Source organism: Paenibacillus alvei DSM 29 (assembly GCF_000293805.1).
GTDB classification, from domain to species: domain Bacteria; phylum Bacillota; class Bacilli; order Paenibacillales; family Paenibacillaceae; genus Paenibacillus_B; species Paenibacillus_B alvei.
The window spans coordinates 577,594-602,670 of the sequence record NZ_AMBZ01000003.1; the positions used below are offsets into that span (position 1 = coordinate 577,594).

30 protein-coding genes, 2 pseudogenes and 1 other annotated feature are annotated in these 25,077 nt (G+C 45.1%); of the genes and pseudogenes, 30 read left to right on the forward strand and 2 right to left on the reverse strand.

The features are described from left to right. Nucleotides 1-133: 133 nt before the first annotated feature. Both serA and PAV_RS13015 read right to left on the reverse strand, forming a co-directional pair. On the reverse strand, nt 134-1,720 hold the full coding sequence (gene serA, locus PAV_RS13010; protein ID WP_005546854.1) for a phosphoglycerate dehydrogenase: 1,587 nt from the start codon (nt 1,718-1,720) through the stop codon (nt 134-136). A 136-nt stretch (nt 1,721-1,856) separates the two neighbouring features. Further along, nucleotides 1,857-2,098: a binding site (T-box leader), on the reverse strand. 92 nt (nt 2,099-2,190) lie between these two features. Further along, nucleotides 2,191-2,766 (reverse strand): tetratricopeptide repeat protein, encoded by a 576-nt coding sequence (locus tag PAV_RS13015; RefSeq protein WP_005546858.1) that lies wholly within the window; start codon nt 2,764-2,766, stop codon nt 2,191-2,193. Between the two features lie 184 nt (nt 2,767-2,950). On the opposite strand from PAV_RS13015, the gene PAV_RS13020 reads away from it, so the two are divergent. The 30 genes and pseudogenes from PAV_RS13020 to PAV_RS13145 all read left to right on the forward strand — a co-directional run bounded on the left by PAV_RS13020 (nt 2,951) and on the right by PAV_RS13145 (nt 25,046). Further along, nucleotides 2,951-3,544 carry a type II CAAX endopeptidase family protein gene (locus PAV_RS13020; protein ID WP_005546860.1) on the forward strand — a complete coding sequence of 198 codons (594 nt, stop codon included), beginning with the start codon at nt 2,951-2,953 and terminating at the stop codon, nt 3,542-3,544. After that, the gene (locus PAV_RS13025) at nt 3,541-3,912 is read left to right on the forward strand and encodes a hypothetical protein (protein ID WP_005546862.1); all 372 of its coding nucleotides are present in this window, start codon (nt 3,541-3,543) and stop codon (nt 3,910-3,912) included. The genes PAV_RS13020 and PAV_RS13025 overlap by 4 nt, the downstream gene beginning before the upstream one ends. 3 nt (nt 3,913-3,915) lie before the next feature. Then, nucleotides 3,916-4,098, forward strand: coding sequence for a hypothetical protein (locus PAV_RS36150; protein ID WP_005546864.1), 183 nt, complete (start codon nt 3,916-3,918; stop codon nt 4,096-4,098). 20 nt (nt 4,099-4,118) lie between these two features. Continuing rightward, entirely contained in the window at nt 4,119-4,748 is a 630-nt protein-coding gene (locus PAV_RS13030; protein WP_238555829.1) for a metallophosphoesterase, read from the forward strand. Nucleotides 4,749-4,822: 74 nt separating this feature from the next. Further along, complete coding sequence (locus PAV_RS13035) at nt 4,823-5,269, forward strand: hypothetical protein (RefSeq protein WP_005546867.1); 447 nt, start codon at nt 4,823-4,825, stop codon at nt 5,267-5,269. A 203-nt stretch (nt 5,270-5,472) separates the two neighbouring features. Beyond that, nucleotides 5,473-6,093, forward strand: coding sequence for a genetic competence negative regulator (locus PAV_RS13040; protein ID WP_005546868.1), 621 nt, complete (start codon nt 5,473-5,475; stop codon nt 6,091-6,093). A 343-nt stretch (nt 6,094-6,436) separates the two neighbouring features. After that, nucleotides 6,437-7,156, forward strand: a complete 720-nt coding sequence (gene prsW / locus PAV_RS13045) for a glutamic-type intramembrane protease PrsW (protein WP_163978166.1) — start codon at nt 6,437-6,439, stop codon at nt 7,154-7,156. Between the two features lie 78 nt (nt 7,157-7,234). Next, nucleotides 7,235-7,384: a hypothetical protein gene (locus PAV_RS35270; protein ID WP_005546874.1), complete on the forward strand. Its 150-nt coding sequence runs from the start codon at nt 7,235-7,237 to the stop codon at nt 7,382-7,384. A 112-nt stretch (nt 7,385-7,496) separates the two neighbouring features. Beyond that, nucleotides 7,497-8,836 (forward strand): annotated as a pseudogene (gene ypeB / locus PAV_RS13050) (germination protein YpeB). A gap of 94 nt (nt 8,837-8,930) precedes the next feature. Further along, a complete protein-coding gene (locus PAV_RS13055) occupies nt 8,931-9,575 on the forward strand; it encodes a flagellar brake protein (RefSeq protein WP_005546879.1) in 645 nt (214 codons plus the stop codon). Nucleotides 9,576-9,657: 82 nt separating this feature from the next. Then, a complete protein-coding gene (locus PAV_RS34645) occupies nt 9,658-9,891 on the forward strand; it encodes a hypothetical protein (RefSeq protein ID WP_005546882.1) in 234 nt (77 codons plus the stop codon). Nucleotides 9,892-10,049: 158 nt separating this feature from the next. Then, nucleotides 10,050-10,742: a (d)CMP kinase gene (cmk, locus tag PAV_RS13060; RefSeq protein ID WP_005546884.1), complete on the forward strand. Its 693-nt coding sequence runs from the start codon at nt 10,050-10,052 to the stop codon at nt 10,740-10,742. Between the two features lie 12 nt (nt 10,743-10,754). Then, nucleotides 10,755-11,341, forward strand: a pseudogene (locus PAV_RS13065) (lysophospholipid acyltransferase family protein). Between the two features lie 138 nt (nt 11,342-11,479). Next, nucleotides 11,480-12,694 carry a 30S ribosomal protein S1 gene (rpsA, locus tag PAV_RS13070; protein WP_005546887.1) on the forward strand — a complete coding sequence of 405 codons (1,215 nt, stop codon included), beginning with the start codon at nt 11,480-11,482 and terminating at the stop codon, nt 12,692-12,694. A 107-nt stretch (nt 12,695-12,801) separates the two neighbouring features. After that, nucleotides 12,802-13,404 (forward strand): hypothetical protein, encoded by a 603-nt coding sequence (locus PAV_RS13075; RefSeq protein WP_005546888.1) that lies wholly within the window; start codon nt 12,802-12,804, stop codon nt 13,402-13,404. Nucleotides 13,405-13,517: 113 nt separating this feature from the next. Further along, nucleotides 13,518-14,840 carry a ribosome biogenesis GTPase Der gene (gene der, locus PAV_RS13080; RefSeq protein WP_005546889.1) on the forward strand — a complete coding sequence of 441 codons (1,323 nt, stop codon included), beginning with the start codon at nt 13,518-13,520 and terminating at the stop codon, nt 14,838-14,840. 12 nt (nt 14,841-14,852) lie between these two features. Beyond that, nucleotides 14,853-15,467 carry a glycerol-3-phosphate 1-O-acyltransferase PlsY gene (gene plsY, locus PAV_RS13085; RefSeq protein ID WP_005546890.1) on the forward strand — a complete coding sequence of 205 codons (615 nt, stop codon included), beginning with the start codon at nt 14,853-14,855 and terminating at the stop codon, nt 15,465-15,467. Then, complete coding sequence (locus tag PAV_RS13090) at nt 15,457-16,491, forward strand: NAD(P)H-dependent glycerol-3-phosphate dehydrogenase (RefSeq protein WP_005546891.1); 1,035 nt, start codon at nt 15,457-15,459, stop codon at nt 16,489-16,491. The genes plsY and PAV_RS13090 overlap by 11 nt, the downstream gene beginning before the upstream one ends. Before the next feature lie 101 nt (nt 16,492-16,592). Then, nucleotides 16,593-16,865 carry a stage VI sporulation protein F gene (locus tag PAV_RS13095; protein ID WP_005546892.1) on the forward strand — a complete coding sequence of 91 codons (273 nt, stop codon included), beginning with the start codon at nt 16,593-16,595 and terminating at the stop codon, nt 16,863-16,865. 152 nt (nt 16,866-17,017) lie between these two features. Beyond that, complete coding sequence (locus PAV_RS13100; RefSeq protein WP_005546893.1) at nt 17,018-17,197, forward strand: DUF2768 family protein; 180 nt, start codon at nt 17,018-17,020, stop codon at nt 17,195-17,197. 65 nt (nt 17,198-17,262) lie between these two features. Next, complete coding sequence (locus PAV_RS13105; RefSeq protein WP_005546894.1) at nt 17,263-17,562, forward strand: 2Fe-2S iron-sulfur cluster-binding protein; 300 nt, start codon at nt 17,263-17,265, stop codon at nt 17,560-17,562. A 70-nt stretch (nt 17,563-17,632) separates the two neighbouring features. Beyond that, complete coding sequence (locus PAV_RS13110) at nt 17,633-18,235, forward strand: nucleotidyltransferase family protein (RefSeq protein ID WP_005546896.1); 603 nt, start codon at nt 17,633-17,635, stop codon at nt 18,233-18,235. A 75-nt stretch (nt 18,236-18,310) separates the two neighbouring features. Then, nucleotides 18,311-18,667, forward strand: a complete 357-nt coding sequence (locus PAV_RS13115) for a 2Fe-2S iron-sulfur cluster-binding protein (RefSeq protein ID WP_005546897.1) — start codon at nt 18,311-18,313, stop codon at nt 18,665-18,667. A 56-nt stretch (nt 18,668-18,723) separates the two neighbouring features. Then, nucleotides 18,724-19,467 carry a hypothetical protein gene (locus PAV_RS13120; protein WP_005546899.1) on the forward strand — a complete coding sequence of 248 codons (744 nt, stop codon included), beginning with the start codon at nt 18,724-18,726 and terminating at the stop codon, nt 19,465-19,467. Nucleotides 19,468-19,917: 450 nt separating this feature from the next. Then, nucleotides 19,918-21,396, forward strand: a complete 1,479-nt coding sequence (spoIVA, locus tag PAV_RS13125; RefSeq protein ID WP_005546901.1) for a stage IV sporulation protein A — start codon at nt 19,918-19,920, stop codon at nt 21,394-21,396. Nucleotides 21,397-21,618: 222 nt separating this feature from the next. Continuing rightward, complete coding sequence (locus PAV_RS37260) at nt 21,619-22,533, forward strand: ATP-binding cassette domain-containing protein (protein ID WP_005546903.1); 915 nt, start codon at nt 21,619-21,621, stop codon at nt 22,531-22,533. Further along, nucleotides 22,509-23,246 (forward strand): ATP-binding cassette domain-containing protein, encoded by a 738-nt coding sequence (locus PAV_RS37265; protein ID WP_005546904.1) that lies wholly within the window; start codon nt 22,509-22,511, stop codon nt 23,244-23,246. The genes PAV_RS37260 and PAV_RS37265 overlap by 25 nt, the downstream gene beginning before the upstream one ends. A gap of 213 nt (nt 23,247-23,459) precedes the next feature. Further along, nucleotides 23,460-23,732 carry an HU family DNA-binding protein gene (locus tag PAV_RS13135; RefSeq protein WP_005546905.1) on the forward strand — a complete coding sequence of 91 codons (273 nt, stop codon included), beginning with the start codon at nt 23,460-23,462 and terminating at the stop codon, nt 23,730-23,732. Between the two features lie 369 nt (nt 23,733-24,101). Further along, nucleotides 24,102-24,326: a trp RNA-binding attenuation protein MtrB gene (gene mtrB, locus PAV_RS13140; RefSeq protein ID WP_005546907.1), complete on the forward strand. Its 225-nt coding sequence runs from the start codon at nt 24,102-24,104 to the stop codon at nt 24,324-24,326. A 153-nt stretch (nt 24,327-24,479) separates the two neighbouring features. Then, nucleotides 24,480-25,046, forward strand: a complete 567-nt coding sequence (locus PAV_RS13145) for a hypothetical protein (RefSeq protein WP_005546908.1) — start codon at nt 24,480-24,482, stop codon at nt 25,044-25,046. Nucleotides 25,047-25,077 lie beyond the last annotated feature (31 nt).

Here is a 25,077-nt window from a genome sequence, read left to right on the forward strand (position 1 = left end):
TTGTGTGCAATTGGGTGTTTTTTTGTAGAATGAGTACTGGAAGATATGTCAGACGAGGGCACAATTTTCCGATTAATCTTGATGGTCGTGGAACAATTCGAACTATTCTCCTCGATTCATAGGATAATTCGGATTATAATACGATTTCCTTGGCTTTTTTAATATCTGCAGATTCTTTCAGCTTCGCAATTACCTCTTTTGGAATGGCTTTGTCGACGGAAAGCACCATAATGGCTGAGCCTCCGACAATTTTACGACCAACTTGCATGGTGGCGATATTAATATCGTTCGTTCCAAGCAGTGTACCTACTATTCCGATAACACCAGGCTTATCATCGTGTGAAATGAGGAGCAGATGTCCCTCTGGAGAGAGGTCTACAGGGTACTTGTCGATTTGTACGATTCGTTCGCCATAACCGTTCAATAACGTACCAGCCACCAAGCGCTCTTCTGTATTGGTTCTCAATGTAACAGATAACAGATTTGTAAATCCCTTCGCTACGTGAGATTGCTGAATGATAATATTGATATCACGCGTTTTAGCAAGATGCACAGAGTTGACAATGTTCACATCAGTGCCAAGATGCTGCGTGAGAACACCTTTGACAATATGTCTGGTTATCGTTTGGGTATCGACCTCAGCCAGCTCGCCAGAGTAGCTCACAAGGATTTCTAGAATGGGACTCTTTGTCATTTGAGAAACAAATTGTCCGAGTTTCTCGGCGAGTGTGAAGTAAGGCTGGATCTTTTTTAAAACTGCCGGAGCAACTGGCGGCATATTCACCGCATTTTTGAACGGCTCATTGCGCAAAATGCGCAGCACTTGCTCTGAAACATCGACAGCAACATTTTCCTGCGCCTCAACAGTGGAGGCACCGAGATGCGGCGTTACGATGATTTTAGGATGACTCAAGAACGGATGGTCAGGCTGTGGAGGTTCTACCTCAAATACGTCAAATGCGGCGCCTGCCACAATGCCTTCATCGATTGCCTCTACAAGTGCCATTTCATCAATAATTCCACCGCGTGCACAGTTAATAATGCGCATGCCGCGTTTCATGACCTCGAATTGTGGACGAGCAATCATATGCTTCGTTTCAGATGTCAACGGCGTATGAACCGTCAGGAAATCAGCTGTGCGAATAATCTCATCAACAGTGCCGAGTTTGACCCCTAACTTTTCTGCTCGATCTTCTGTCATGAAGGGATCGTATCCGATGATTTCCATTCCAAATGCCTTCGCTCTCTTAGCAACCTCGCTGCCGATACGGCCCATACCAAGCACGCCAAGAGTTTTGTTCATCAGCTCAACCCCAAGGAATGTCTTGCGATCCCACACTCCATTGATTGTCTTTGTGTAAGCCTGCGGGATATGACGGCATAATGCCATCATCATGGCAAAAGCATGCTCACACGTTGTGATGGTATTGCCATCAGGGGCGTTGATAACGATAATTCCGCGTTGGGTAGCTGCCTGCAGATCAATATTGTCAACGCCAACTCCGGCGCGGCCCACAACTTTAAGCTTCTTGCCAGCCTCCATGACGCGTGCTGTGACACGAGTCTGGCTGCGAACGAGCAGAGCATCATAATCAGCGATAATATTGATCAGTTCATCCTCCGACAATCCTGTTTGCTTTGCGACTATAATGTCTTGTGCATCAACAAGCTTCTGAATCCCGAAGTCGCTAATCGGGTCGGACACTAATACTTTGAACATGGAATTCTCCCTCCTGAGCATGGCTATATCATTTATTAGAAACGGCAAAAACCGTTATCTTAATACCGATGAGATATGGACTTGTTATGTACCTTGGAATATAGCAAAAAACTCTCATCCACATACTACGACCGTAGTAAGGGACGAGAGTTCCATCTTCGCGGTGCCACCCTAATTCGCTGCTTATTCGCATAAGCAGCCTTACACGTCTATGCCAGACGTCGAACGTTAACGGGTTCGATTCGGTTACGCCTACTGCCATCAGGGTTCGACGCAACAACTCCGGAACGCTGGAACAAGACAATCCGCCACCGATTCGCACCGACCATCGGCTCTCTGCAGGCTTCACTGAATGTTCGTTTCCTTCACCGTTTGACTCATGAAATTTTACTTAATGTACCATGCAAATGCTAGGGTGTCAATAGATATTTTTACGAACATAATCGTTTCATATATAAAAAATGTACGGTTTATGGTTTTTCGGCAGATCCTTTTAACAAATGATTTTTACAAGCCTGTATTGCGATTCGAGAAGAATGAATCAGTTCATCCTCTTTGGATTTTGTTCGGATTTCGAGTGCTTTTTCGAACCATTGGAGTGCTGCTTCGTAATTCGATTGATCATATTGATTTTTGCCACAATGCTGATAAAGAAAGTCAAGCATTCCAAAGTGTTGATCATGTATATTCGCTTGTTCTAGGAGTTTGTGGAACATATGGTTGGATGTGTGAAAGTCCTTCATCCATTGATAGGTATGGGCAAGGCGTAATTTGTTAATCCACACCTGCTTGGCGTTGTTGTTTGACGAATGGATGGCGATGGCGGAATTCAAATAGGTTATGCTGTCCTTATAATTTCCGACTATTCGGCTGTAGACACCAATCATTCCGTATTGTTTTCCCAAGTCCTCTTGATTTTGAGCAGATGCTTGCAATTTCTCCTTTACATAAACGATGGCTTTGCGCATATCAGAAGCGGAGTGCGGAACTTCTCTCAGCTTGTCATCGAAGTAAAAGGTACAGTTGTAAGGTGTAAATATTGACAAAAAATGGACTCCCCCTTCTTCGTGAAGTGCATTCATTCTACAAGGTGTTGACCCAATTGGCAATGCAATCGTTGTAATTGTTGATGCTGCGTGATTCCTAACTTGAATGAACCATCTTTTATCTGATATGATGCTTCTATTGAGCGTTATAATAAGGATTGCTAACTCGTTAGGCAGGGATGTAATGAAACAGAAATGGAATGATTTCAAATCTCGACAAGTAGACATCCAACAGTTAGATGATAAGGTGCTACTCTTAAATTTGTATGTAACGCAAGCAATTACGTTGATTCTTGGTGTGGTATGGATTTGGCTGCAAGGGAGAAATCCTTTCTCGTTGCTTATTATCCAGACGGGCGATTTAACATGGGTGTGGCTGGGAGCGGGGTTGGCTGCTCTTGTGATTATTGTCGACATCGCGGTTTCTAGATTTGTGCCAGAAGATATGACGGATGATGGGGGAGTGAATGAGAAGCTTTTCCGCTCACGTCCGGTATGGCATATCATTGTGATCTCGTTTATAGTGGGTATATGTGAGGAAATGCTCTTTCGTGGGGCGATACAGCATGCATTTGGCGCATATTGGACGAGTATTATTTTCGCAGCTATCCACGTACGGTATTTGCGCCATTGGTTACCAACTGGAATGGTGTTTCTAATTAGCTTTGCTTTGGGTACTATTTATGAGTGGACAGGAACCTTATGGGCTCCAATACTAGCACACTTTATCATTGATCTCATTATGGGACTCATTATACGATTTCGGAGGGAAGTATGAGCGAGAATCACCCACACCCTTTATTTCGAGGGTTCTCTCGCAAGCAAGAGCCAGACCTACATAGCCCGGCACTAGATGCTTTACGTTCATTGAGAGAAAATTCATCGAAGAAAGATACACATACCGAGCAACAACATACAGGCAGCAATCAAGCAATGACGGAAGAACGATTGCTCAATCTTGCTGAAAATATTGCCATGCAAGAGGAAGAGCTTGATGATCGATCGCTGCCTTCAAGAAAAAAGTTATTTCCGTCAAGTTATGTAAGACTAACAAAGTGGTTTTATAATATTCTATTTTTGTTATTTGTAGGCTTGTTAATTGGACTACTATTATGGGGTCGCCATAAGCTGGGGCTGGAGGGGTAATCCATGTTGATTGCTTACACTGTCATTGCAGGCTTGCTGGCAGCAGCCGGGGGGCTTGTTGTCTATATGTTATGGGAAGCACGGGGGTTTACAATTACAGAAGAAGAAGTGGTACTGAAGCGGTTGCCGTCGTCTTTCGACGGGGTCCGCTTGTTTTTATTAGCGACTTCCACAGAAGGCGGTTAACGGAGAGCCATATCGCGCAGATCCAACGCCACTCACAGGCGGCAATGGTACTGGTCGGCGGGGATATAACTGAGTTTGGAGCGCCGCTTGCGTACAGTGTCGAGAATATGGAGAGGCTGCGCCGCCTAGGGCCAGTGGCTGCTGTACATGGCAATCATGATTACAAGGCAAATGTTCGTGAGCTTGATGATAAATTGAACCAATTAGGTGTCAAGCTGCTGGATAATGAGGCAATTCGGCTAGAGCAGCACGGGCATTTTATATGGCTTGTAGGCTGGGACGACTACAGCTCCAAACGAACGAATGTGAAGCTTGCCATGAATGAGCCACAGCAAGAACCTGCGTGTACAATTGTTCTGACTCATGATCCGCTGGCTTTGCGGAAGGCTGAGCTGCAAGGGATTGATCTCGTATTGTCAGGGCATACGCATGGCGGTCAAATTTATCTGCCTGGATACGGGCCGCTGCGCACCTCGAAATTTTACCGCAAATATTTATCTGGCTGGCATACATTTACAGGACTAAAAGGCTCTACGGCTTTGTTTATTACAAAAGGGTTTGGAACATCACATATCCCACTCCGTTTATTTTGCAAACCTGAAGCGCATTTTATTACACTCCGTTCGGGCATTGATGGCCGCATTTCCTGATTTTTTACCGCATGGTTCGTTACAGATGGGCTCACACTACAATTGATCCTAACTAATTGAAGGAGGGAACTACAGTGAAAGTGACATCGTTCATTTCTGGTGCTGCTATTGGTATTTTGGCTGGGATGTATTTGGCAGATCGTCGTTCGCTGGCTAATTTGCAGTCCAGATTGCAAGTTGCTGGCAATGTCGTTCAGGATGTAGTAGGCAAGGCGAAGGATAAGGTTATGGATGCATCAGCAAGCATGCCGGATATTGCCTCCTTGCTCGACTTGAAGATGTCCAAAGAGGCGCCTAAGTCTGACGCGTTCAGTTTGGATCGGGTTAAGGAACTGATTGATCGCGATCCAGAAGTGAAGCGTAAGGTGGATGCCATTTTACGGGAAAATGGACTGGCTCCAACACCATCCAATCTGAATGCTGTAAAACTGGAAACCACTACTACGACAATATCCAACGCTTCTAAGTCGCAAGCTGCACCGCGAACAAAACCGTTTGAAGAAAATCAATCCACCCACTGATTGTAGAAGATCGATATTGGAAGAAGCTGCCGATTGAGTCGGCAGCTTCTTTGTGTTTATACAATCAATATACTGTCAACTATTTTATGTAGTGCAAATCCATGCAAGAAATGATAACATGAATTACATAGAACCATTTTCAGCACATATTATATGTTGCTTCATAATCTGTTATAACCGAAGTTGCAAAGGAGGGTCCTGTCATGAAGATCGAACGTATCAGTCAAGACAAGATTCGAATTTTCCTTACGTTCGACGATTTGTCTGAGCGCGGGATCAAACGCGACGACTTGTGGCGAGAGATGTCTAAGCTGCAGGAATTGTTCGCAGAGATGATGGATCAGGCGTATACCGAACTCGGATTTGATGCGACGGGACCGTTAGCCGTGGAAGTATTCGCAATGCCTGCACAGGGGATGGTTGTCATCGTAACGCGAACACACTGGAACCAGGCGTCAGGTCATGGCGATGGCATCGAAGATGACGAGTTGGATGATGTATATGAAATGGAAGTTACGCTTGAGGAGAGCGATACGATCGTATTCGCGTTCCGGGATTTTGAAGACTTCATCGAGGCGGCACATACGGTTCATGGCAATTTTGCCGTTCCAGGTGCGCTCTACCAATATAATGGACAGTGGATTTTCCATGCGGAACCGACGAATGTGGATCCCCAGCGATTGCAAGCTTTTATTGCAATTATGGCTGAGTATGGGGAAGCAGCGTCAGTGACGACAGCTGTTCTGGAGGAGTATGGAAAGTGTATCATTGCAGAGGATGCCATTGCCGTTACTTGTACACATTTCAATCCGCGCCGTGCATAATACAGCGTAATATGCGACCGTGAACAGGGAGTGCTTGTGATTTTTCATGAGAAGTGGAAAATTCGGGCTCCCTGTTTTGCGTTTTTCCCGCTGGAGGCTATGTCAACCAATATATGCAATTTGCGATTGATTGGACACTCTGTATTATAAAATCAGTCAGATGTATGTTTTCATCAACATTATTCGACACAATAAGCGCTGTCGCATAACAGTATGATATACTTACAATATCAAACTTTTACGGATATCTAACTGACCATAGAGTTAGTCGCCAAAGGAGGATGTGAAGGTGACTTTGCTTACTGCTCTTAGCACGCTCGTCGCGGACACTTCTCAGTTGGCGATACAATCTGGTGAAGCTGCGACACCCATTTTTCCCTTGCTTACAGCAGCAATTGCACCTGGTATTGCGTTGCTGGCGTATTTCTATTTGAAGGATCGTTACGATTATGAACCGATTCACATGGTCATTCGTGTGTTTCTGCTTGGGTTTCTAATTGTATTTCCGATCATGATTATTCAGCATGGCCTCGTATTGTGGTGGGGCAAAAATCCATATATTTATTCCTTTTTTATCTCTTCTGGCGTTGAAGAGTTTGTCAAATGGTTTGTGTTGTATCATATGATCTACAATCACGTAGAATTTGATGAGCATTATGATGGCATATTGTATGCAGTTGCCGTATCGCTAGGTTTCGCCACGATAGAGAATGTCATGTACGCATGGTTGAATCAAACATCGTTTTCCCAAATGCTTGTGCGTGCTCTGCTGCCTGTATCCGGACATGCCTTGTTCGGTGTTATTATGGGTTATTATATGGGGAAAGCGAAATTTTATGGCGGTCGTTCGCGAAAATATTTGCTGTACTCGATTGGAATTCCTTTGTTCTGGCATGGAGTTTACGATCTGATTTTAATGACAGTGACTCGTTATTGGATATGGTTCGTAGTACCTTTAATGCTGTTTCTCTGGTATTTCGGCATGGGGAAGGTACGAAGAGCCAGTGCCCGCTCTCCTCTTAGGATGGTAAATTCAGAAGAAGAGGTTAATGTGGAGCAATAATGGGAATGCTATTATTTACAAGCTCAAATTGTGCGAGGCACGAACGGGCGCAGTTCAAGGGAAGCAAGGAGGGCTCATGTGAGGGTGAAGGTTACCATTCGCTGCAAATGCTGCGGTGAAAAATTCATTCTTCGTGGCAAACGGGAAAAAGGTCGAATTGAAACCGGCTTCAAGCAGTGCATCTGTGATAATCGGGATGCATTCCATATTGATGAAGAACCAATATGATGACTTCGATATAAGAGTGCAATAATGGGAATCGATGCATAAACCTCCCTCATATCCAACAAACTAACATCACTATGATGTACAAGTTGCTGTGAAGGGAGACGTTTGTACCATGTATAAACGATTAAGTGCGGTGATGTTTCCTATTTTTGCGCTCTTATTTGTTGGAGCGATTGTATGGGGATATCAAGAACATCAAGAGAAGAACTCTATATTGATTAAGGCAGAGAACCAATACCAGCGTGCCTTCCATGATTTGACCTATCATGTTGATAAGCTTCATTCCGAACTGGGGCAGACACTTGCAGTAAACTCCAAGTCGCAAGGGATGCATCGGAAAGGTCTTGTCAATGTATGGAGAATTACGAGTCAAGCGCAAAATGAGATTAGTCAGCTACCTTTGACACTGCTGCCATTTAACAAGACAGAAGATTTTTTGTCGCGCATCTCTAATTTTTCTTACCGAGCTGCCGTCCGGGATTTGACGAAACAGCCGCTCAGTGATGATGAGGTAAAAATACTCAAGACGCTGCACCAAAATGCAGCGCAAATCTCACAGGATTTACAGCAGGTTCAAAACAAGGTGTTAAAAGACAATCTACGTTGGATGGATGTTGAAACAGCAATGGCGTCCGAGCAAAAAACGATGGATAATACGATCATCGACGGATTTAAAACCGTAGATAAAAAGGTGAGCGCATATCCAGAACTGAACTGGGGGCCTTCGATTTCCAGCGTATATACAAAGCGTTCTGTGAAAATGCTGAAAGGCAATCCCTTATCGGAGCAGCAAATTAAAGAAAAAGCTGAAAAATTCTTGGTTAAAAAGCCGAATGAGCCTGTACAAGTAAGAAAGAATGGTAAAGGAACCGACTACGAGTCCTATACGGTATTCACGAAGTTAAAAGACGATGGCAGTGCACTAACACTCGACTATACAAATCAGGGCTTCCTTATGTCGTATATGGACACACGCCATGTAGGCAAAAAAAGCTGACGATGGCTGAAGGAGAGCAAGCAGCCAAGAAGTTCCTGAAGAAAAATGGTTATCCGGACATGGCTGCGGTTCGATATGATGAATACAACAATACGGGAAGCTATACTCTTGTGCCTGTAGCCGATGGTGTCTATATTTATCCGCAGCAGGTTACGGCGCGTGTTGCACTGGACAATGGCGAAGTGACAGGCTTGCAAGCGGCGGATTTTGTTTATGAAGACAAGGAACGCAAGGTGGGCAAGCCGACTTTGGGTAAAAAAGAGGCACAAGCTATGCTTAATCCAAGCATGAACATATTATATGATCGCATGTCGCTCATCAAAAATGATCTTTCCGAGGAAGTGCTCTGTTATGAATTCGGAGGCAAAATTAATGGTGGCGCGTATCGCATATTCATCAATGCTGAAAATGGCACAGAAGAGCAAATCGAAGAAATGAAGATGTTAAAATCGTAGTGTAATGCAGGGGTTCCAATTCCTACAAGGGATTGGAACCTTTTTCCTTTTAGTATTCTGCTATCATGGTATAATCTTCTTGGAGGGGAAGCAAATGCTGCCGAACGTCAACGATACCTTGTATGTACAGTTAATTCGTGAAAAAACGGAAGGGCTAACCTATAAGGCGAGAGTAACAGAGGTAAATGAACAACTACTATGGATGGAGATTCCGCTATCGGAGGAAACAGGAAAGTATGGTTTGTTCTCCAATGGCGATGAACTTGATATATATTTTTCTCAATCCGATGGGACGAAATGGAATTTTCGTTCGCAAGTCATGGGAAGACGACAGGATACAATTCCAATGATGTCAATCCGAAAACCAGAGCCTCATTGGCTGACACAAATGCAGCGGCGCAATTATTTGCGTATTCAAGCATTTTTGGAGATGGCAATTCGTACAACTGATGGCGTGAAGTTCCTGGCACTTACAGAGGATATTAGCGGAGGAGGTCTCTCATTTACAACAGATTTCAAATGGGGACTGCGCGAATCCCAAGTGCTGCATTGCTGGATTGCTGTGCCTTTTCGCAATGGATCAATAGAACATGTTCCGTTTACTGGCCATATTGTTCGTGTTCAGCCAATGGAGGAACATCGTCAATTAGTGATGCTTAAGTTCGAGCAAATTGCAAATGTCGAACAGCAAAGGCTAATTCGCTATTGTTTTGAACGACAGTTGGATTTACGTAAATAGCATATTAATATCTGTAAGCTGTGCATAGGTTGAATGCAAGGTTGCCATACTACTTCCAAAATGAACGAAGAGGTGACTCCTCTTGCAAAGTCGACAGGAAAAGTGGAATCGTGAAGTATCAGGACGTTCTTTTCGCAGGCATATTAGTCGAATAGAGCTTTGCAGTTTGGCTTCTAAATGGCTGATTCGTGCTTTATTAGTACTTGTTATTAGTGTTGTCATTGCCCAATGCCTTCTATTGGGGGGGGCTTCCCGCCAGTGGTTGTCTCCTGTAGATAAGCTGGAAGGGATCCCTTTTCATCCTTATGCTAAATGAGGGGAGCATCTCTGGTAGTGGCACGAGGAAAATAGATATACGATGATTACCTTTTTGCATCCCTATTCTATGTGTGGTATAATTTTCACGTCGCAGGCAATGCCTGCTTTTTTCTTGAATGATAAAGTAATGTTTTTCTACGAAGGGAGTCAGACCCGTTGACACAGTCAGATTATAGCAGACATCGCATTAATATTGCCATCGACGGGCCTGCAGGAGCTGGGAAGAGCACGGTTGCTCGCCTAGTAGCGCGTGAACTTGGATATATATACATTGATACTGGTGCGATGTACCGGGCAATATCCTTGCACATGTCGCGAGCAGGCATTCAACCTGAAGCGTCATCAGCACTCTCCGAAGAGCTGAAGCGTGTAACTTTGGAACTGATACCAGAAGGCGATCGGCAATTCGTCATTTTGAATGGCGAAGACGTAACAGATAGCATCCGCACATCTGAAATTAGCCGTTTAGCATCTGATTATGCCAAGTCCCAAGTTGTTCGTGAGCAGCTTGTACATATGCAGCGTCAAATGGCAGCTCGTAAAGGTGTGGTTATGGATGGACGAGATATCGGCACACATGTGCTTCCTGATGCAGAATTAAAGTGGTTCATTACAGCTTCCGTAGAGGAGCGTGCCCGCAGACGTTATGCAGAATGGAAGGACAAGGAGAATGCTACTCTTGAGCAATTCATCCGAGAAATTGCAGATCGTGATCGGCAGGATGAGACTCGTGAGGTATCTCCGCTCCGTCAAGCTGATGATGCCGTACTGCTGGATACGACAGGCATGACTATTGATGATGTGGTAGCCACGATCGTTGAGCGTGCGAATTTACAAAAGAGTTGGTGAGCTGTAGCTATTATGTTCTATACGTTTGCAAGAGCAGTGCTTCGAGTATTGTATCGGATTTTGTTCCGGCTAGAAGCGAAAAAAAGGATTACGTGCCCAAAGAGGGCGGTGTAGTCCTGTGCTCCAATCATATAAGCTTGTTAGACCCGCCAGCGATTGGAATTATGTTGGATCGCAAGGTTCGCTTTATGGCGAAGGCTGAACTTTTCGACGTACCGGTGCTTGGAAAGATTATTCATGGTCTGGGAGCATTTCCGGTCAAGCGTGGTGGAGTTGGGAAAGAGACTATTCGTACGGCTTTCAATTTGCTGCGCGATGGAGATATTATGGGCATTTTCCCTGAAGGAACACGCAATACGGATGGTGCAGTTGCTGCGAAGAAGGGTGCTGCGATGATTGCCTTGAAGAGTGGGGCAGCTGTAGTTCCCGTAGCTGTTATTGGAGAATATAAGCTGTTTCGCAAAACAAAAGTCGTATATGGCCCGCCAATCGATATGTCGGACTTGTTAGAGCAGGGCAGTGGTGGGCTGGAAATGGCGACTGACCGCATTATGGAACATATCCATCGAATAATACATGAAGAAACGGCTTCATCATAATTCATGCATGTTTTTTCTTCAATGGTATGATACTACAGGTATTATTTTCTGGTATGCAACAACCATTAGTTGTAAGGAACTCTGCTTCTTTTGAAGCGGGTTTTGAATAAATGGGGTTCAATCGAGGAGGTATTTCACATGTCTGAAGAAACAAAAGTTAACGAAACTGCCGAAACGGCAAGCCAAGAAGCGTTGGAGAACATCGTTTCCTTGAAGAAAGGCGATACCGTCAAAGGCACAATCGTCAAAATCGATGACAATCAAGCAGTAGTAAGCATTGGCTATAAATACGATGGCATCATTCCTGTACGCGAGCTGACTGCAGTATCGGTTGACAATGCTGCAGATGTGGTTGAAGTGGGCCAAGAAGTTGAATGCAAGGTTGTTAGCATTGACGATGAGAAGGAACGTCTTGTTCTGTCCAAGCGTCAAGTGGACAGCGAACAGGCTTGGGACGATATGCAGAAGCATTTCGAAGCACAAGATGTTTTCGAAGTAACAGTCGCTGATGTTGTAAAAGGCGGCGTTGTAGCTGATGTTGGCGTTCGTGCATTCATCCCTGCATCCATGGTTGAACGTCATTTCGTTGAAGATTTCAGCGATTACAAGGGACGTACGCTCCGGGTAAAAGTTAAAGAAATCGACCGTGAAAACAACAAGCTCATCCTTTCCCAAAAGGATGTATTGGAAGCAGAATTCGAAGCTAACAAAATTCGTGTTATGGAAGGCTTAACCGAAGGACAAGAACTCGAAGGAACTGTTCAACGCTTGACGCAATTCGGTGCGTTCGTTGATGTTGGAGGCGTAGATGGACTTGTTCACGTGTCTGAATTGGCATGGAACCATGTTGAGAAGCCTTCTGATGTTGTATCCGAAGGTCAAAAGGTTAAAGTCAAAGTATTGAAGGTTGATCCGGCTAACGGGAAAATCAGCTTGAGTATTAAGGCGACTCAGCCTGGTCCTTGGGAACAAGCGAGCAGCAACATTAAGACTGGTGATATCCTGACTGGTGAAGTAAAGCGCTTGGTTGATTTCGGAGCATTCGTTGAGGTGGCTCCAGGAGTTGAAGGCTTGGTTCACATCTCCCAAATCGCACACCGTCATGTAGCTACACCTTATGAAGTATTGAAACAAGGTCAAACTGTCCAAGTGAAAGTACTTGATTTCAGCCCTGCTGAGAAGCGTGTAAGCTTGAGCATCAAGGAAACAGAAGAAGCTCCTGCTATAGCTCCGAAGCCAGAGAAGAAAGTAAAGGAAGAACTGAACAATCCGAATGTATCGCTGACAAATCAGGCAATGAGCGTAACGCTTGGTGAACGTTTCGGCGATATGTTGAACAAGTTCAAAAACTAACATAAATCTTTACCTTTTTAATACCGGCGGACTCTTCGGAGTTCGCCGTTTATTTTTGTTACGCGCTTCAAATAATAGCATCAAACAAGGAAGGAGCTGCTGTTTCGATGACGTCGTCAGGGGTGTTGGCCGTCGCGGTATGGATATGCTTTGCAATCTTAGTGGCAAGTGGGTGGCGAATGTCTCTGTTCCCTGCTGCTGTGAAATCAACGGTAATCGTGATCGGACTCAGCTGGCTGCTTCTACGAAATTGGACATTCATGCTGGCCTATGGACATCAGATCAATGGTGCATGGCTGTGGTGGATAATAATGGCGATCCTGCTGCTTCGCAAGCAAACGCTTAGCCAATTGTTGGCATTGTGTGGACATACAGCTATGGTTGCGGCTATTTGGATGTGGCTTGAGTTGTTGAGTCGTTTTTCCCTGCAAATGTCAGAATCGTTATATCATTTTTGGTTGATTGCAGGAGTTTTCTCCTGCTATATGCTTTTGTTTACAACAGAATGGAGTATGCAATGGATGATTTTGACGTTCGGTTTAACGTTAGGGGAAGTTCTCGTTCATTTGCGTCTGCATTCGCTTATATCTGCTGGGGAAGGGCAAGTTCAGGATGTATGGTGGCTGACATTTTTGATCGTTCGTTTGCTGTCTGCTATGTTGGAGTGGATTAGAGGAAAGTTCTTAAGAGGACTTATTGGCTCCGAATAATACGGAAAAATGCGGAATCTATAAGTGTTTCAACCAATTCCGTTAGCCAAGAACCGCTTTTTTTGATATGATGATGTACGTGTATAGTTGCAAATTATGAAGGAGTGAAATGCATGGCAAAACCCATTGTTGCCATTGTCGGGCGGCCGAATGTCGGCAAGTCCACTATATTTAACCGAATCATCGGCGACCGATTGGCTATAGTGGAGGACAAGCCTGGTGTAACACGTGACCGTATTTACGGGACGGGTGAGTGGAATGGTAAACCGTTCAACATTATTGACACAGGCGGAATCGAAGTTTACGGTGAAGATGAAATGCTGCGTTCCATTCGTGTGCAAGCGGAGTTGGCTATTGAGGAAGCAGATGTAATTGTATTTATGTGTGAAGCGAAGTCCGGCGTAACGCAAGCGGATGAAGAAGTTGCACAAATGTTGTTCCGCTCAGGCAAGCCGATCGTTCTAGCGGTAAATAAAGTCGACAACATGAGTCGTATGGATGACATTTATGAATTCTACAGCCTTGGCTTTGGAGATCCGGTTCCAATTTCGGGATCTCATGGAACAGGGATTGGCGATTTGCTTGATGAAGTCGTAAATAATTTGCCGGATTTATCGGATGAAGAATATGGTGAAGATGTAATAAAGGTTGCCCTGATTGGCAGACCGAATGTCGGTAAATCTTCGCTTGTCAACGCGATACTCGGCGAAGAGCGAGTCATTGTCAGCGATGTGGCAGGAACAACACGCGATGCGATCGATACCCCCTTCGAGAAGGATGATCAGCGATTCGTACTGATAGATACAGCTGGTATGCGCAAGCGCGGCAAAGTATACGAAACAACGGAAAAATACAGTGTTATGCGCTCGATGAAGGCGATTGAGCGGGCAGATGTCGTTCTGGTTGTCATTAATGGTGAAGAAGGAATTATTGAACAAGACAAACATATTGCAGGATATGCTCATGAAGCAGGCAAGGCAGTTCTGTTCGTCGTCAATAAATGGGATGTCGTTGATAAAGATGATAAGACCATGCACCAATTCGAAACCAAGATTCGCGACCATTTCTTATTTATGACGTACGCACCAATTGTGTTCTTATCTGCGAAGACTAAGCAGCGTTTACATAAACTGCTTCCTGTCGTACAACATGTTGCTCAGCAGCACGCGAAGCGCATTCCAACACACTTGTTAAATGACGTTGTAACTGATGCTGTCGCCTATAATCCGCCACCAACGGATAAGGGAAGACGTCTCAGAATCAATTATGCGACTCAAGTTGCGGTTAAGCCGCCAACGATTGTCGTGTTCGTAAATGATCCTGAACTGATGCACTTCTCCTATGAGCGATATTTAGAAAATCGTATCCGTGCAGCGTTCGACTTTGAAGGGACACCGATCCGGATATTCACACGCCGGAAATCCGACGAAAGTTAGGAGCGAGCGGAATTGACGCTATCTATTATCGCAATTGCATCGAGTTACCTTCTCGGTTCAGTCAGCTTTAGCCTTCTTATTGGAAAATGGCTTCGTGGTATCGATATCCGTCAGCACGGAAGTGGAAATGCAGGAGCAACCAACACGCTGCGCGTATTGGGCAAAGGGCCTGCTATTGGTGTGCTTCTGCTTGATGCAGCCAAAGGAATGGTAGCTGTTCTGATGGGCTATTTGCTATCGGACAGCACTTGGGTTATGGTTTTGTGCGGAATTGCCGCTATCGTAGGCCATAACTGGCCGATTTATTTCCGTTTTCGCGGTGGGAAGGGCATTGCTACCACAATTGGGGTATTGGCTGTATTAGCATTTTTGCCAGCTCTATGTGCGGGTATTATTGCGATTGCATCAATTGCTTGGAAACGTTATGTTTCGTTAGGATCATTGCTTTTTGCTGGTCTAACCCCGATCTTCATCTTGCTGTTCGGTTACGATTGGAGCATTTTTTGGGGAAGTCTGCTCCTCTGTGTATTTGCGTTCTATCGTCACCGGAGCAATATTGTAAAGCTGGTACAAGGAACGGAAAATCGACTGGGCTCCAGTAAGGGGGGCGTATCTCGTGTCCGTTAAAGTTGCTGTATTCGTAGCAGGGAGCTGGGGTACTGCCTTGAGTGAAGTTCTCGCACATAATGGACATGATGTATACTTATGGACGAGAAATGTACAACAAGCAGAAGAAATCAATTCTAGGCATACGAACGAAAAATATTTGCCTAATGTAACGCTGCATGCTGGAATTCGGGCAACCAACTCGGTAGAAGAGGCTATGAACGGAGCGAAGGCATGCGTTGTGGTTGCGCCATCTGCAGCAATGCGCCAAGTGGCGGGTATGATAAAGCCGCATCTGACGGACGATATGGTTATTGTACATGCGACGAAGGGGTTTGAAACGGAAACATTAAAGCGGATGTCTGAGGTTCTCGAAGAAGAGCTTGCATGCAGTGCTGATCGTATTGCTGTGTTATCAGGCCCTAGCCATGCCGAGGAAGTTGTTAAGCAATGTCCGACGACTGTGGTGGTCGCTTCGACAATTACGAAGGCTGCTGAGCAAGCGCAGGATTTATTCATGAATGAGTCTTTCTTCCGAGTATACACCAATCCAGATGTGCTCGGCGTTGAACTTGCCGGCGCGCTCAAAAATATCATCGCCTTAGGCGCAGGTTTATCTGATGGGCTAGGGTTCGGAGATAATGGGAAAGCTGCACTTCTAACGCGTGGATTGGCTGAGATTGCACGGCTGGGAGTTGTGATGGGAGCCAATCCGATGACGTTTGCTGGCCTAGCTGGTGTCGGAGATCTCGTTGTAACTTGTACGAGCAGACATAGCCGTAACTGGAGAGCAGGCTCGCTGATTGGTCAAGGTATGGCGGTGGATGAAGTATTATCGCATATGGGGATGGTCGTCGAAGGGATTCGAACGACGAAAGCGGCTCATTCTCTAGCAGAGCGCTTTGAAGTTCAGATGCCAATTACAGAACAGCTTTACCGCGTATTGTTCGAAAAACGTGACCCGAAGACAGCGGTTGAACGATTGATGGGGCGAGTTCGGAAGAATGAAATTGAAGAAGTTGCCACTTCGAATTGGTCATCGTAGATTCATAGGCTTGTATGAGCTCTATTATTGATGAATAATCTTTCACCTTCTTAATTATGATGACATACACTGTAGAGAGTACAGACCCGAGGAGGGGCGATATGTCGAATAAATTTCCGAAGGATGCATTGAATGCCATCAATAAGAAGTCAGGCAAGAATATAACGGAAAATCAGATTAAAAAGCTTGCAGGTACGGTGAAACCTTCAACGATGCAGAATGAGGCGCAATTGCGGCAGTTGATTAAACAAGTTGCTGCAATGGCTAAACTCCCGGTCTCCGAATCGACGATAAATGATATTGTCAGCACCGTAAAGAAGAGCGGAGTAAATGCGAACAACCTGGAAGCATTGATGAAATTGATGAAGAAATAGCCGCTGCAATCAGTTTCGCATGAAAGAAAGCGACACGACAGCCATAAGGCATGTTGTGTCGTTTTTTTGTGTTTGTTGTTGTAAAACGTTTCTCTTCTAATTCATCGAATGGTATAATGAGAGCAGTTTGAATGAATGGGAGAATCGGGAAAATGGACAGTATGACAAAAATGTGGGTATCTTTTATTGGAATTGGTCTGATGGCCTTTTCCGCACTGCTCATTGCTTTTGCCAGAAGTAAGACGAGAGGCTGGATTCGAGGCATTCTTTCGCTTATTGCGTTCATTATGCTGCTTGCAGGCATGGTATATGGGTTTTTCTCTATTATGTAAGCGCACAACATACAAGCTCTCTAACTCGTAATGGACGATGGGGCGATGAAGGAGTGTGATTGAGGATGGTGGACATCCTATTTGTAGGCAAGACGAAGCAAGCTAACATTTCAGTTCCCGTAGGCACCACACTACTTGATGCGGCCAAGGAATCAGGTGTGGACTGGAATTATGCTTGTACGCGGGGGACTTGTGCACGTTGCCGCTGCTTGATTGAAGTAGGACATGAATATGTATCTGAAGTAACGGATGCAGAATGGAATCGTATGGGGGAAGAAGAGTTCGAACAGGGCTATCGTCTTTCTTGTCAGGTTGTTGCAGAGGCAGATGGCTTCATTCGGGCAGTACATAAGCCATATTTCTAATACATACATCATTTGTTTGGCTGACAGCCTGGATGAGTGAGCATGATTCAAATCGAATGGAGCAATTGGCATGATATTATCATTATCCGTACCTATAATGGATACAATTGAACAACTAACAGAGTCGGTGGATAAGGATACGAAGCACTGGATGCTAGGTGGAAGCTGCGGATTGGCATTGCAGGGAGTATCGCTTGGGCGAGAGCCACGGGATGTAGATATATATGCGGACGAAATCGATGCAAAACGGCTGCAGGAACAATGGAAGTTATTTGCTATCGACGTTCCGGAGTGGAATGAAACGCTCACATATCGTTCGTTATTAAGCCATTACCAAATCGGAGAGGTTCCTGTTGAACTGGTCGGACAGTTCATCGTCACCACCCCGAATTGCCAATATAAGACAATCATACACGATTCATTGTGGAACCATCGAATCACGTATGAAATCGCTCATTCCAGCATTGCGCTAATGCCTCTTGCACATGAACTGGTGTTCAATATTTTGCGACAGCGGGAGGATCGAGTCTCCTCGATAGCGCGGGTGATAAATACCGCCCCAGAAGAGCATATCGCTGCTATGAGTGCGGTATTGGCGAATTGCTCTGCACCGGAGTATATGGCGGCTTTAGTAGGTGGGCGGTGCCCGAATATAAAAGCTCATTTTGGTTAATAAAATATGAATTTGATGACTACAGAAAGAGCCGTATGATAGCCCAGTCAACTGTGAGGAAAGGGGCTGACGATTATGGGGACGATAGTGCGGTTTGAGCCTTCTGGAAAGGTGTGGGAGGTTAAGCGTTCGATGACGGTATTGGACGCAGCGCGGAGAGCAGGTGTTGCGATCCGTACAAGATGCAGCGGGAAGGCAGGCTGCCTAATGTGTAAAGTGAATGTAGCGATTGACGTGGATGGAATACTCGGGGAACCTACGTTAGCAGAATGCAATAAGCTTGGCATTAGTTCCCCGCAAGGGCTTCGATTATCGTGCCAAACGCTGCTCACAGGGAAGACGGGCACAGTAACGGTAGAAGTGCCAGAGGATCCATTGAAAGAACTTATCCGTCGCAAACTTGCGGAACAGGAAGAAGACAGATTATGGTGACGGCGGATAAAAAGGACTGTTATAGCCCCTAGTATGGGATGATAAATGAGGAGGAAATGTGGTTGAGTTCGGGTAGGAAAATCGGATGCATCGCACTATTCATCATTATTAGCATGACGCTTCAGGGATGTCTATATCCCAAAGATCAGCGCAAAGAGAGCCAACAATCGGTTCGTGAAGGTGTGCTGCTTGTCCAAAATGCGGTGGAACAGTACCAAAAGGATTCAGGATTGCTTCCGCTAATTAGTAGTGATGAAAGTGTTCCGCGTTATGAAAAGTTTCGCGTTAATTTTGATTTGCTCAAGCGAAGAGATCTGCTTAGTGCAATCCCTGGAAGTGCGTTTGAGTCCGGCGGATCGGGTGTTTATCTGATCATTGATGAAGAAACGAATCCAAAGGTGAAGGTAATGGACTTGCTCACCTCTCAGCGAGTCAACGATCTTACTCGTGCCATCGACTCATATAAGCGATCCAAGGGAACACTGCCGAAGCAGGAGGAGATCTATCCTGGATTCTATCGGATTGATGAGCAATTAATTAGTGTACGTCCAGCAGAGGTGCACAGTCCATTCAGCCGCAGAGTGCTGGAGTTCATGATGGATGATCAAGGAAGAGTTTATGCGGATTATGCGCAGGACATCATGCAGCTAATAGATGCCTCTAAGATACAGCCGTCTGGGCAAGAAAAAGATCTGCGGCCTATGCTCACGGATGCTTCCTTCTATGTACCGGTTAAGTCTGTCGCTTACAAATGGAGCAAGGGTGCGCCTGTTCCACAAGTAGAGACTTCCAAATCGTGAAATCATAAAATGAAATTTAGGTCAGTCGTTTCGACTGGCCTTTTTTGTATGTAAATAGGCTTGGTTTGCGAATCTATGTGCAATATATGGCATACTTCGTTTCTAACATCATATATCTGATTTGGAAGGCGAATATTTATTACCTTCTACGTACGTGCCCAATAGGGGGTCACCCGCGAAGGATATCATTACTTTCTACTAGAACAGAATCATTTTCAAAAATGTTTTGTGTGAGGGGCATATTTATGCCGTCTAGCAAATAAGATGTTACTAGTCCAAAAGCATGTACGAGTTGCGTCGAAATGCCCTTGTACGACGTGAAATCTCGGCGGCGAACACTGGCGACAACGGCAACAGCTCAATCCTAGCAACGGTGCCAATCGTTTCTGAAGGGCGAGAGGCGAACGTTGTCTCGTAGTCCGTCGGAAAAATTTGAGGAGGGGATATCAATTGGAGAAAGTGGACATTTTTAAGGACATAGCCGAGCGTACCGGCGGGGATATTTACCTCGGGGTCGTCGGTGCGGTCCGCACAGGGAAATCGACGTTCATCAAACGATTTATGGAAACGGTCGTATTGCCTAATATCACGAACGAATCCGACCGCATTCGAGCAGTGGATGAATTGCCGCAAAGCGCTGCTGGCAAGACCATTATGACGACCGAGCCAAAATTCGTTCCGAATAATGCAGTTCAAATTAAAGTAGCAGAAGGCTTGGATGTAAATGTTCGACTAGTAGACTGCGTAGGTTATGCGGTATCTGGGGCCAAAGGCTACGAAGATGAGAATGGACCACGCATGATTAATACGCCGTGGTTCGAAGAGCCGATACCATTCCAGGAAGCGGCTGAAATCGGCACGCGTAAAGTCATCCAAGAGCATTCTACACTAGGTGTTGTCGTGACCACAGACGGTACGATTGCGGAGATTCCACGAAGCTCGTACATCGAGTCTGAGGAGCGCGTTATTGAAGAGTTGAAGGAAGTCGGCAAACCATTTGTGCTGATTATTAACTCGACAAAACCCCGCAGCGAAGAGACAATTGCACTGCGTAATGAGCTGCAGATTAAATACGACATACCGGTAATGGCACTTAGTGCGGCAACGATGGGCGAAGAAGATGTAATGGGCGTATTGCGAGAAGTACTTTATGAATTCCCAGTTCACGAAGTAAACGTCAATTTGCCTAGTTGGGTAATGGTATTGAACGACAATCATTGGTTGCGCTCCAGCTATGAGGCGTCCGTGCGGGATACGGTCAAGGATATTAGACGACTAAGAGACGTTGACCGTGTTGTACAGCAATTTATGGAGTATGATTTCATTGCCAGAGCTGGATTGAGCGGAATGGACATGGGTCAAGGCGTTGCTGAGATTGACTTGTACGCGCCGGACGAATTATACGACCAAATCCTGATGGAAGTGGTCGGGGTAGAAATACGAGGCAAGGATCATTTGCTTCAACTGATGCAGGAATTCGCGCATGCGAAGCGGGAATACGACCGATTCGCAGATGCGCTTGAAATGGTCAAGACGACGGGTTACGGAATTGCAGCACCTACCTTGAACGAAATGGCACTCGATGAGCCGGAACTTATTCGTCAAGGCTCACGCTTCGGAGTACGTCTAAAAGCAACGGCTCCTTCGATTCATATGATTCGCGTCGATGTAGAGTCTGAATTTGCTCCAATTATCGGGACAGAGAAGCAGAGCGAAGAGTTGATGCGTTACTTGATGCAGGATTTTGAAAATGATCCAACGAAGATATGGGAATCTGATATTTTCGGCAGATCGCTTCATTCCATCGTACGTGAAGGCATACAAGGCAAAATCGCTATGATGCCAGACAATGCTCGTTACAAGCTTCAAGAGACATTGGGCCGTATTATCAACGAAGGCTCAGGAGGTCTCATCGCTATCATTCTATAATGGCTATGCAATTTGCCTAAGCTGCAGTTCCGCAAGGAACATGCAGCTTAGTTTTTTGCGTGGAACAACAAAAAATCATTAATATTTTATCGCTAAATGAATTTACAGACTCGAAAGAAGCGGTTATATTTAAGAATAATGCCGTTAACGGTAAAATGTGGGATTTTAACCATCTGTCTATAAATAAAAGAAGGATCAGTAAAGTCAAGAGGCGGGATTGAAATGAGCAGCGTATGGAAAGCGCCTGTAGATTCAAGCATACGTTCCGCGCATGTCTCCGATACGGGTGCGGCAGGCCAATGTCAATTTGAATTGGATTCAAATTTGTACATGCTTGGAATAACGAAGTCGTATAACGGGGTATCCGTTCTAAAGCAAGTCAACTTTACTGCAGCAAGCGGTGAAATTCATGCTCTTGTTGGCTCCAATGGAGCGGGGAAGAGTACGTTGATGAATATATTGTCAGGCGCATGTCAGTCTGATGTCGGAGTCATCCAGCTTGGGAGTGAACAACTATCGATTCAATCCCCAGCAGATGCAAAGAGGCATGGCATTCACTGTGTATATCAGGAAGTCGATGTCGCACTTGTTCCTAATCTGACGGTGGCTGAGAACATTATGATGGATGATTTAAGCATGGGCAATCGTTCTTGTTGGGTTCGCCCAGCGAATCTGAAAAAAAGAGCTGCTGCAATCATGGATGATTTAGGGTTTATGATCTCTCCTTCACAAAGAGTGGAGGAATGCACCTTAGCTGAGAAACAGATGGTGCTCATATCCCGGATATTTATGAATCAAGCCAAAATTGTCATATTTGACGAGCCTACCGCATCGCTAAGCATTGAGGAATCTGAACGGTTATTTGCTGTTATGCGTTCACTTCGGGATCAGGGGGTAATTGTTCTGTTTATTACCCACCGATTAGCGGAGGTGTTTCAGCAGTGTGACAAAATTACGATTTTGCGTGATGGGGAATTGGTTCTTAGTTCTCCGATCTCTGAAATATGTCCCAAGGAAGCAATTCAATGCATGCTGGATCGAACGTTGGATGAGGAATTTCCAATGAATTCCTCGGTTGGCAGTGAAGTGCTGTTGACAGTGCAAGGGATTACATGCGGGAAAAAGTTAAAAATGTAAGTTTTGAATTGAGGAGAGGGGAAATTCTTGTATTTGTTGGCCTAGTTGGATCAGGGAAAACAAAACTTGCCCGTATCCTTGGGGGGGCTGAACCGTGCGACACCGGAGAGATGACTCTGAATGGACATATCCTTCGGCCCCATTCTGTGCGTGACGCCATTCATGCAGGCATTGTGCTTGTTCCTGAGGAGCGCCGCAAGTACAGCTTATTTATGGACGAGTCCGTACAGAGCAATCTTTGTATTTCATCATTGCCCAATTATTGCACTGCCGGCTTTGTATCTACATCACGGGAGCGAATATTAGCTGAGCGGGTAATGAAACAACTTGACATTAAAGCTGCATCCACGAAGCAGAAAGTGAAATACTTAAGCGGAGGTAACCAACAGAAAATTGCAATTGGAAAGTGGCTGGATACGGATGCGCATGTATTTGTGCTTGATGAACCGACAAATGGTATAGATGTAGGGGCAAAAAATGAAATTTTCCGTATTATTGGCCAGTTGTCGGATGAAGGCAGGGGAATCATCTACTTTACAAGCGATATGTATGAGGCTTTAATGGTGGGTGATCGTATTGTTGTTATGTATGATGGGGAAATGGTGAAGCTATTCAACCGAGGTGAAGCTACGGAGGAGCAACTGCTGTTCTATGCTTCTGCTGGGAAGAGATTGCGAGACGATGGAGATCGAACGGTGTGCGGTACGCGGTAAGAAGTTAAGAAGATACACTGTAATCACTTTGTTACTCACTCCCTACTTGCATTTGTGAGAACGGTATATTACTATAAATTTGTTCTGTGACCGATTTGGAAACAGATTGGATATTGTGTATTGCGCTGTTTTGCTGACGATCAGGTATAAATTTAAGAGAAACAGTGAAAAAAATGGATAACGATGCATACTTGAATCAGGAGGTGAACAGAAATGAACAAATCTGAATTGGTAACTGAAGTGGCTGAAGCTACAGAATTGTCCAAGAAAGATGTGACTAAGGTTGTTGATGCTGTATTCGAAGCAATTTCGAACGCGCTTCAGAATGGCGACAAAGTCCAATTGGTAGGATTCGGTAACTTTGAAGTGCGCGAACGTTCCGCTCGCAAAGGCCGCAACCCGCAAACGGGTGAGGAGATCGAAATTCCTGCAAGCAAAATCCCTGCGTTCAAACCAGGCAAAGCACTTAAAGATGGCATCAAATAAGTGAACTTACATACTTTTGTCTAATAGGGGAACGCAAGTGAGGCAGAAGCCGCGACATCATGTCGCGGCTTCTGCGCCTTTTCAGAGAGGGAGTTGTGGAGTGTGTTGCTCTAAACCAGTTCTAACAGTGTTTCTGCTGTGTGCACTGTCACTATAGGCAACCAGTACAATACGCTGTCCACTTGACTGGCTGAGTTGCTCTTCCCATTGCTGAAGCTGCTGGAGCTGGCTGGATTGTAATTGTGCTGGGTGCATTGTAGTATCTCCTTTTTTAGATGAAACATGCTACACTAATAGTATGCCCGAAGCTTGGGGATTCACATGGTAATGCTACTGGGAAGCTAATACATAGGCTGGGAGGTTAACAAGTTGGAGACACAAAATGACTTTATCGTGATAAAGGCGAAAGATCAGGGGGTTCAGGTGATCGGCCTGACACGAGGAACGGATACGAAATTCCATCATACGGAGAAGCTGGACAAGAATGAAGTGCTCGTGGCTCAGTTCACAGATCACACTTCTGCGATTAAGATCCGCGGCAAAGCGGTTGTCATGACGAAGCACGGTATGATTCATACCGATAAAGAAGAATAGTTTGAATTTTACAGTTTTTATGAGAGAGCAGGCATAGCCTGCTTTTTTCTTTATAGACATGAGGTATGGACATACCTTTGAAAGTCGACAATGTCTGTTATCTGGAGTGTTGTATTGTATGGATCTACAATTTGTGGAGGTGCACATTTCGAAATGAAGGATTTGCATCGATATCGAACAATGGTCTCGGTACTTTTCGCTACGATTATGCTGCCGCTAGGATTAGGGCTGCTGTATTCAATGGGGGCTCAAAAGCCTGATCCCCATAAGGATGTGGCAGTATTTACACCTTCGCCGGGTATAATCAAGCTCAGCTCTGAGCAGGTTGTGGATTATTTGTCAGAGCTTCCCTTGCAATTGAAGTTCAGTCGTGTGTCTTGGCACTCCGGAAAATTGGCGGTTGATGTAAAGGTTGCCGCCACAATTGTTCATCCAGAAATTATTTATAATGATATGTATGAGCTTCTTCGCTTTGCCTTCATGCAAACGAGCAATGTAGATCGGCTGCAACTGCGCGTTGTGATTCAAGACGACATGGCCAAGAAGAAATATGTGCTGCTTGGCATGGATGCATTGCGTGCTCAAGTAGACGCGGAGAGCTTGAAACTGTTGCAAAAGTCGAAAGGAATTATGCCAAAGCAGCTTAAAGATGCATGGCGCGTCATACATACGCCTCATTGGGAGCGACAGTTTCCCGATGCTGGCATGAGGAAGAGGTAAAGTCTTGACATACTGGATAAACGAAGAAATG

Bases quoted from the DNA above. Each gene is read 5' to 3' on its own strand.
- serA (WP_005546854.1), bottom strand. From the start codon at position 1,720: ATGTTCAAAGTATTAGTGTCCGACCCGATTAGCGACTTCGGGATTCAG.
- PAV_RS13020 (WP_005546860.1), top strand. From the start codon at position 2,951: ATGAAACAGAAATGGAATGATTTCAAATCTCGACAAGTAGACATCCAA.
- PAV_RS13025 (WP_005546862.1), top strand. From the start codon at position 3,541: ATGAGCGAGAATCACCCACACCCTTTATTTCGAGGGTTCTCTCGCAAG.
- PAV_RS36150 (WP_005546864.1), top strand. From the start codon at position 3,916: ATGTTGATTGCTTACACTGTCATTGCAGGCTTGCTGGCAGCAGCCGGG.
- PAV_RS13040 (WP_005546868.1), top strand. From the start codon at position 5,473: ATGAAGATCGAACGTATCAGTCAAGACAAGATTCGAATTTTCCTTACG.
- PAV_RS13055 (WP_005546879.1), top strand. From the start codon at position 8,931: ATGCTGCCGAACGTCAACGATACCTTGTATGTACAGTTAATTCGTGAA.
- rpsA (WP_005546887.1), top strand. From the start codon at position 11,480: ATGTCTGAAGAAACAAAAGTTAACGAAACTGCCGAAACGGCAAGCCAA.
- PAV_RS13075 (WP_005546888.1), top strand. From the start codon at position 12,802: ATGACGTCGTCAGGGGTGTTGGCCGTCGCGGTATGGATATGCTTTGCA.
- der (WP_005546889.1), top strand. From the start codon at position 13,518: ATGGCAAAACCCATTGTTGCCATTGTCGGGCGGCCGAATGTCGGCAAG.
- PAV_RS13095 (WP_005546892.1), top strand. From the start codon at position 16,593: ATGTCGAATAAATTTCCGAAGGATGCATTGAATGCCATCAATAAGAAG.
- PAV_RS13100 (WP_005546893.1), top strand. From the start codon at position 17,018: ATGGACAGTATGACAAAAATGTGGGTATCTTTTATTGGAATTGGTCTG.
- PAV_RS13105 (WP_005546894.1), top strand. From the start codon at position 17,263: ATGGTGGACATCCTATTTGTAGGCAAGACGAAGCAAGCTAACATTTCA.
- PAV_RS13110 (WP_005546896.1), top strand. From the start codon at position 17,633: ATGATATTATCATTATCCGTACCTATAATGGATACAATTGAACAACTA.
- PAV_RS13115 (WP_005546897.1), top strand. From the start codon at position 18,311: ATGGGGACGATAGTGCGGTTTGAGCCTTCTGGAAAGGTGTGGGAGGTT.
- PAV_RS13120 (WP_005546899.1), top strand. From the start codon at position 18,724: ATGTGGTTGAGTTCGGGTAGGAAAATCGGATGCATCGCACTATTCATC.
- PAV_RS37260 (WP_005546903.1), top strand. From the start codon at position 21,619: ATGAGCAGCGTATGGAAAGCGCCTGTAGATTCAAGCATACGTTCCGCG.
- PAV_RS37265 (WP_005546904.1), top strand. From the start codon at position 22,509: ATGCGGGAAAAAGTTAAAAATGTAAGTTTTGAATTGAGGAGAGGGGAA.
- PAV_RS13135 (WP_005546905.1), top strand. From the start codon at position 23,460: ATGAACAAATCTGAATTGGTAACTGAAGTGGCTGAAGCTACAGAATTG.
- PAV_RS13145 (WP_005546908.1), top strand. From the start codon at position 24,480: ATGAAGGATTTGCATCGATATCGAACAATGGTCTCGGTACTTTTCGCT.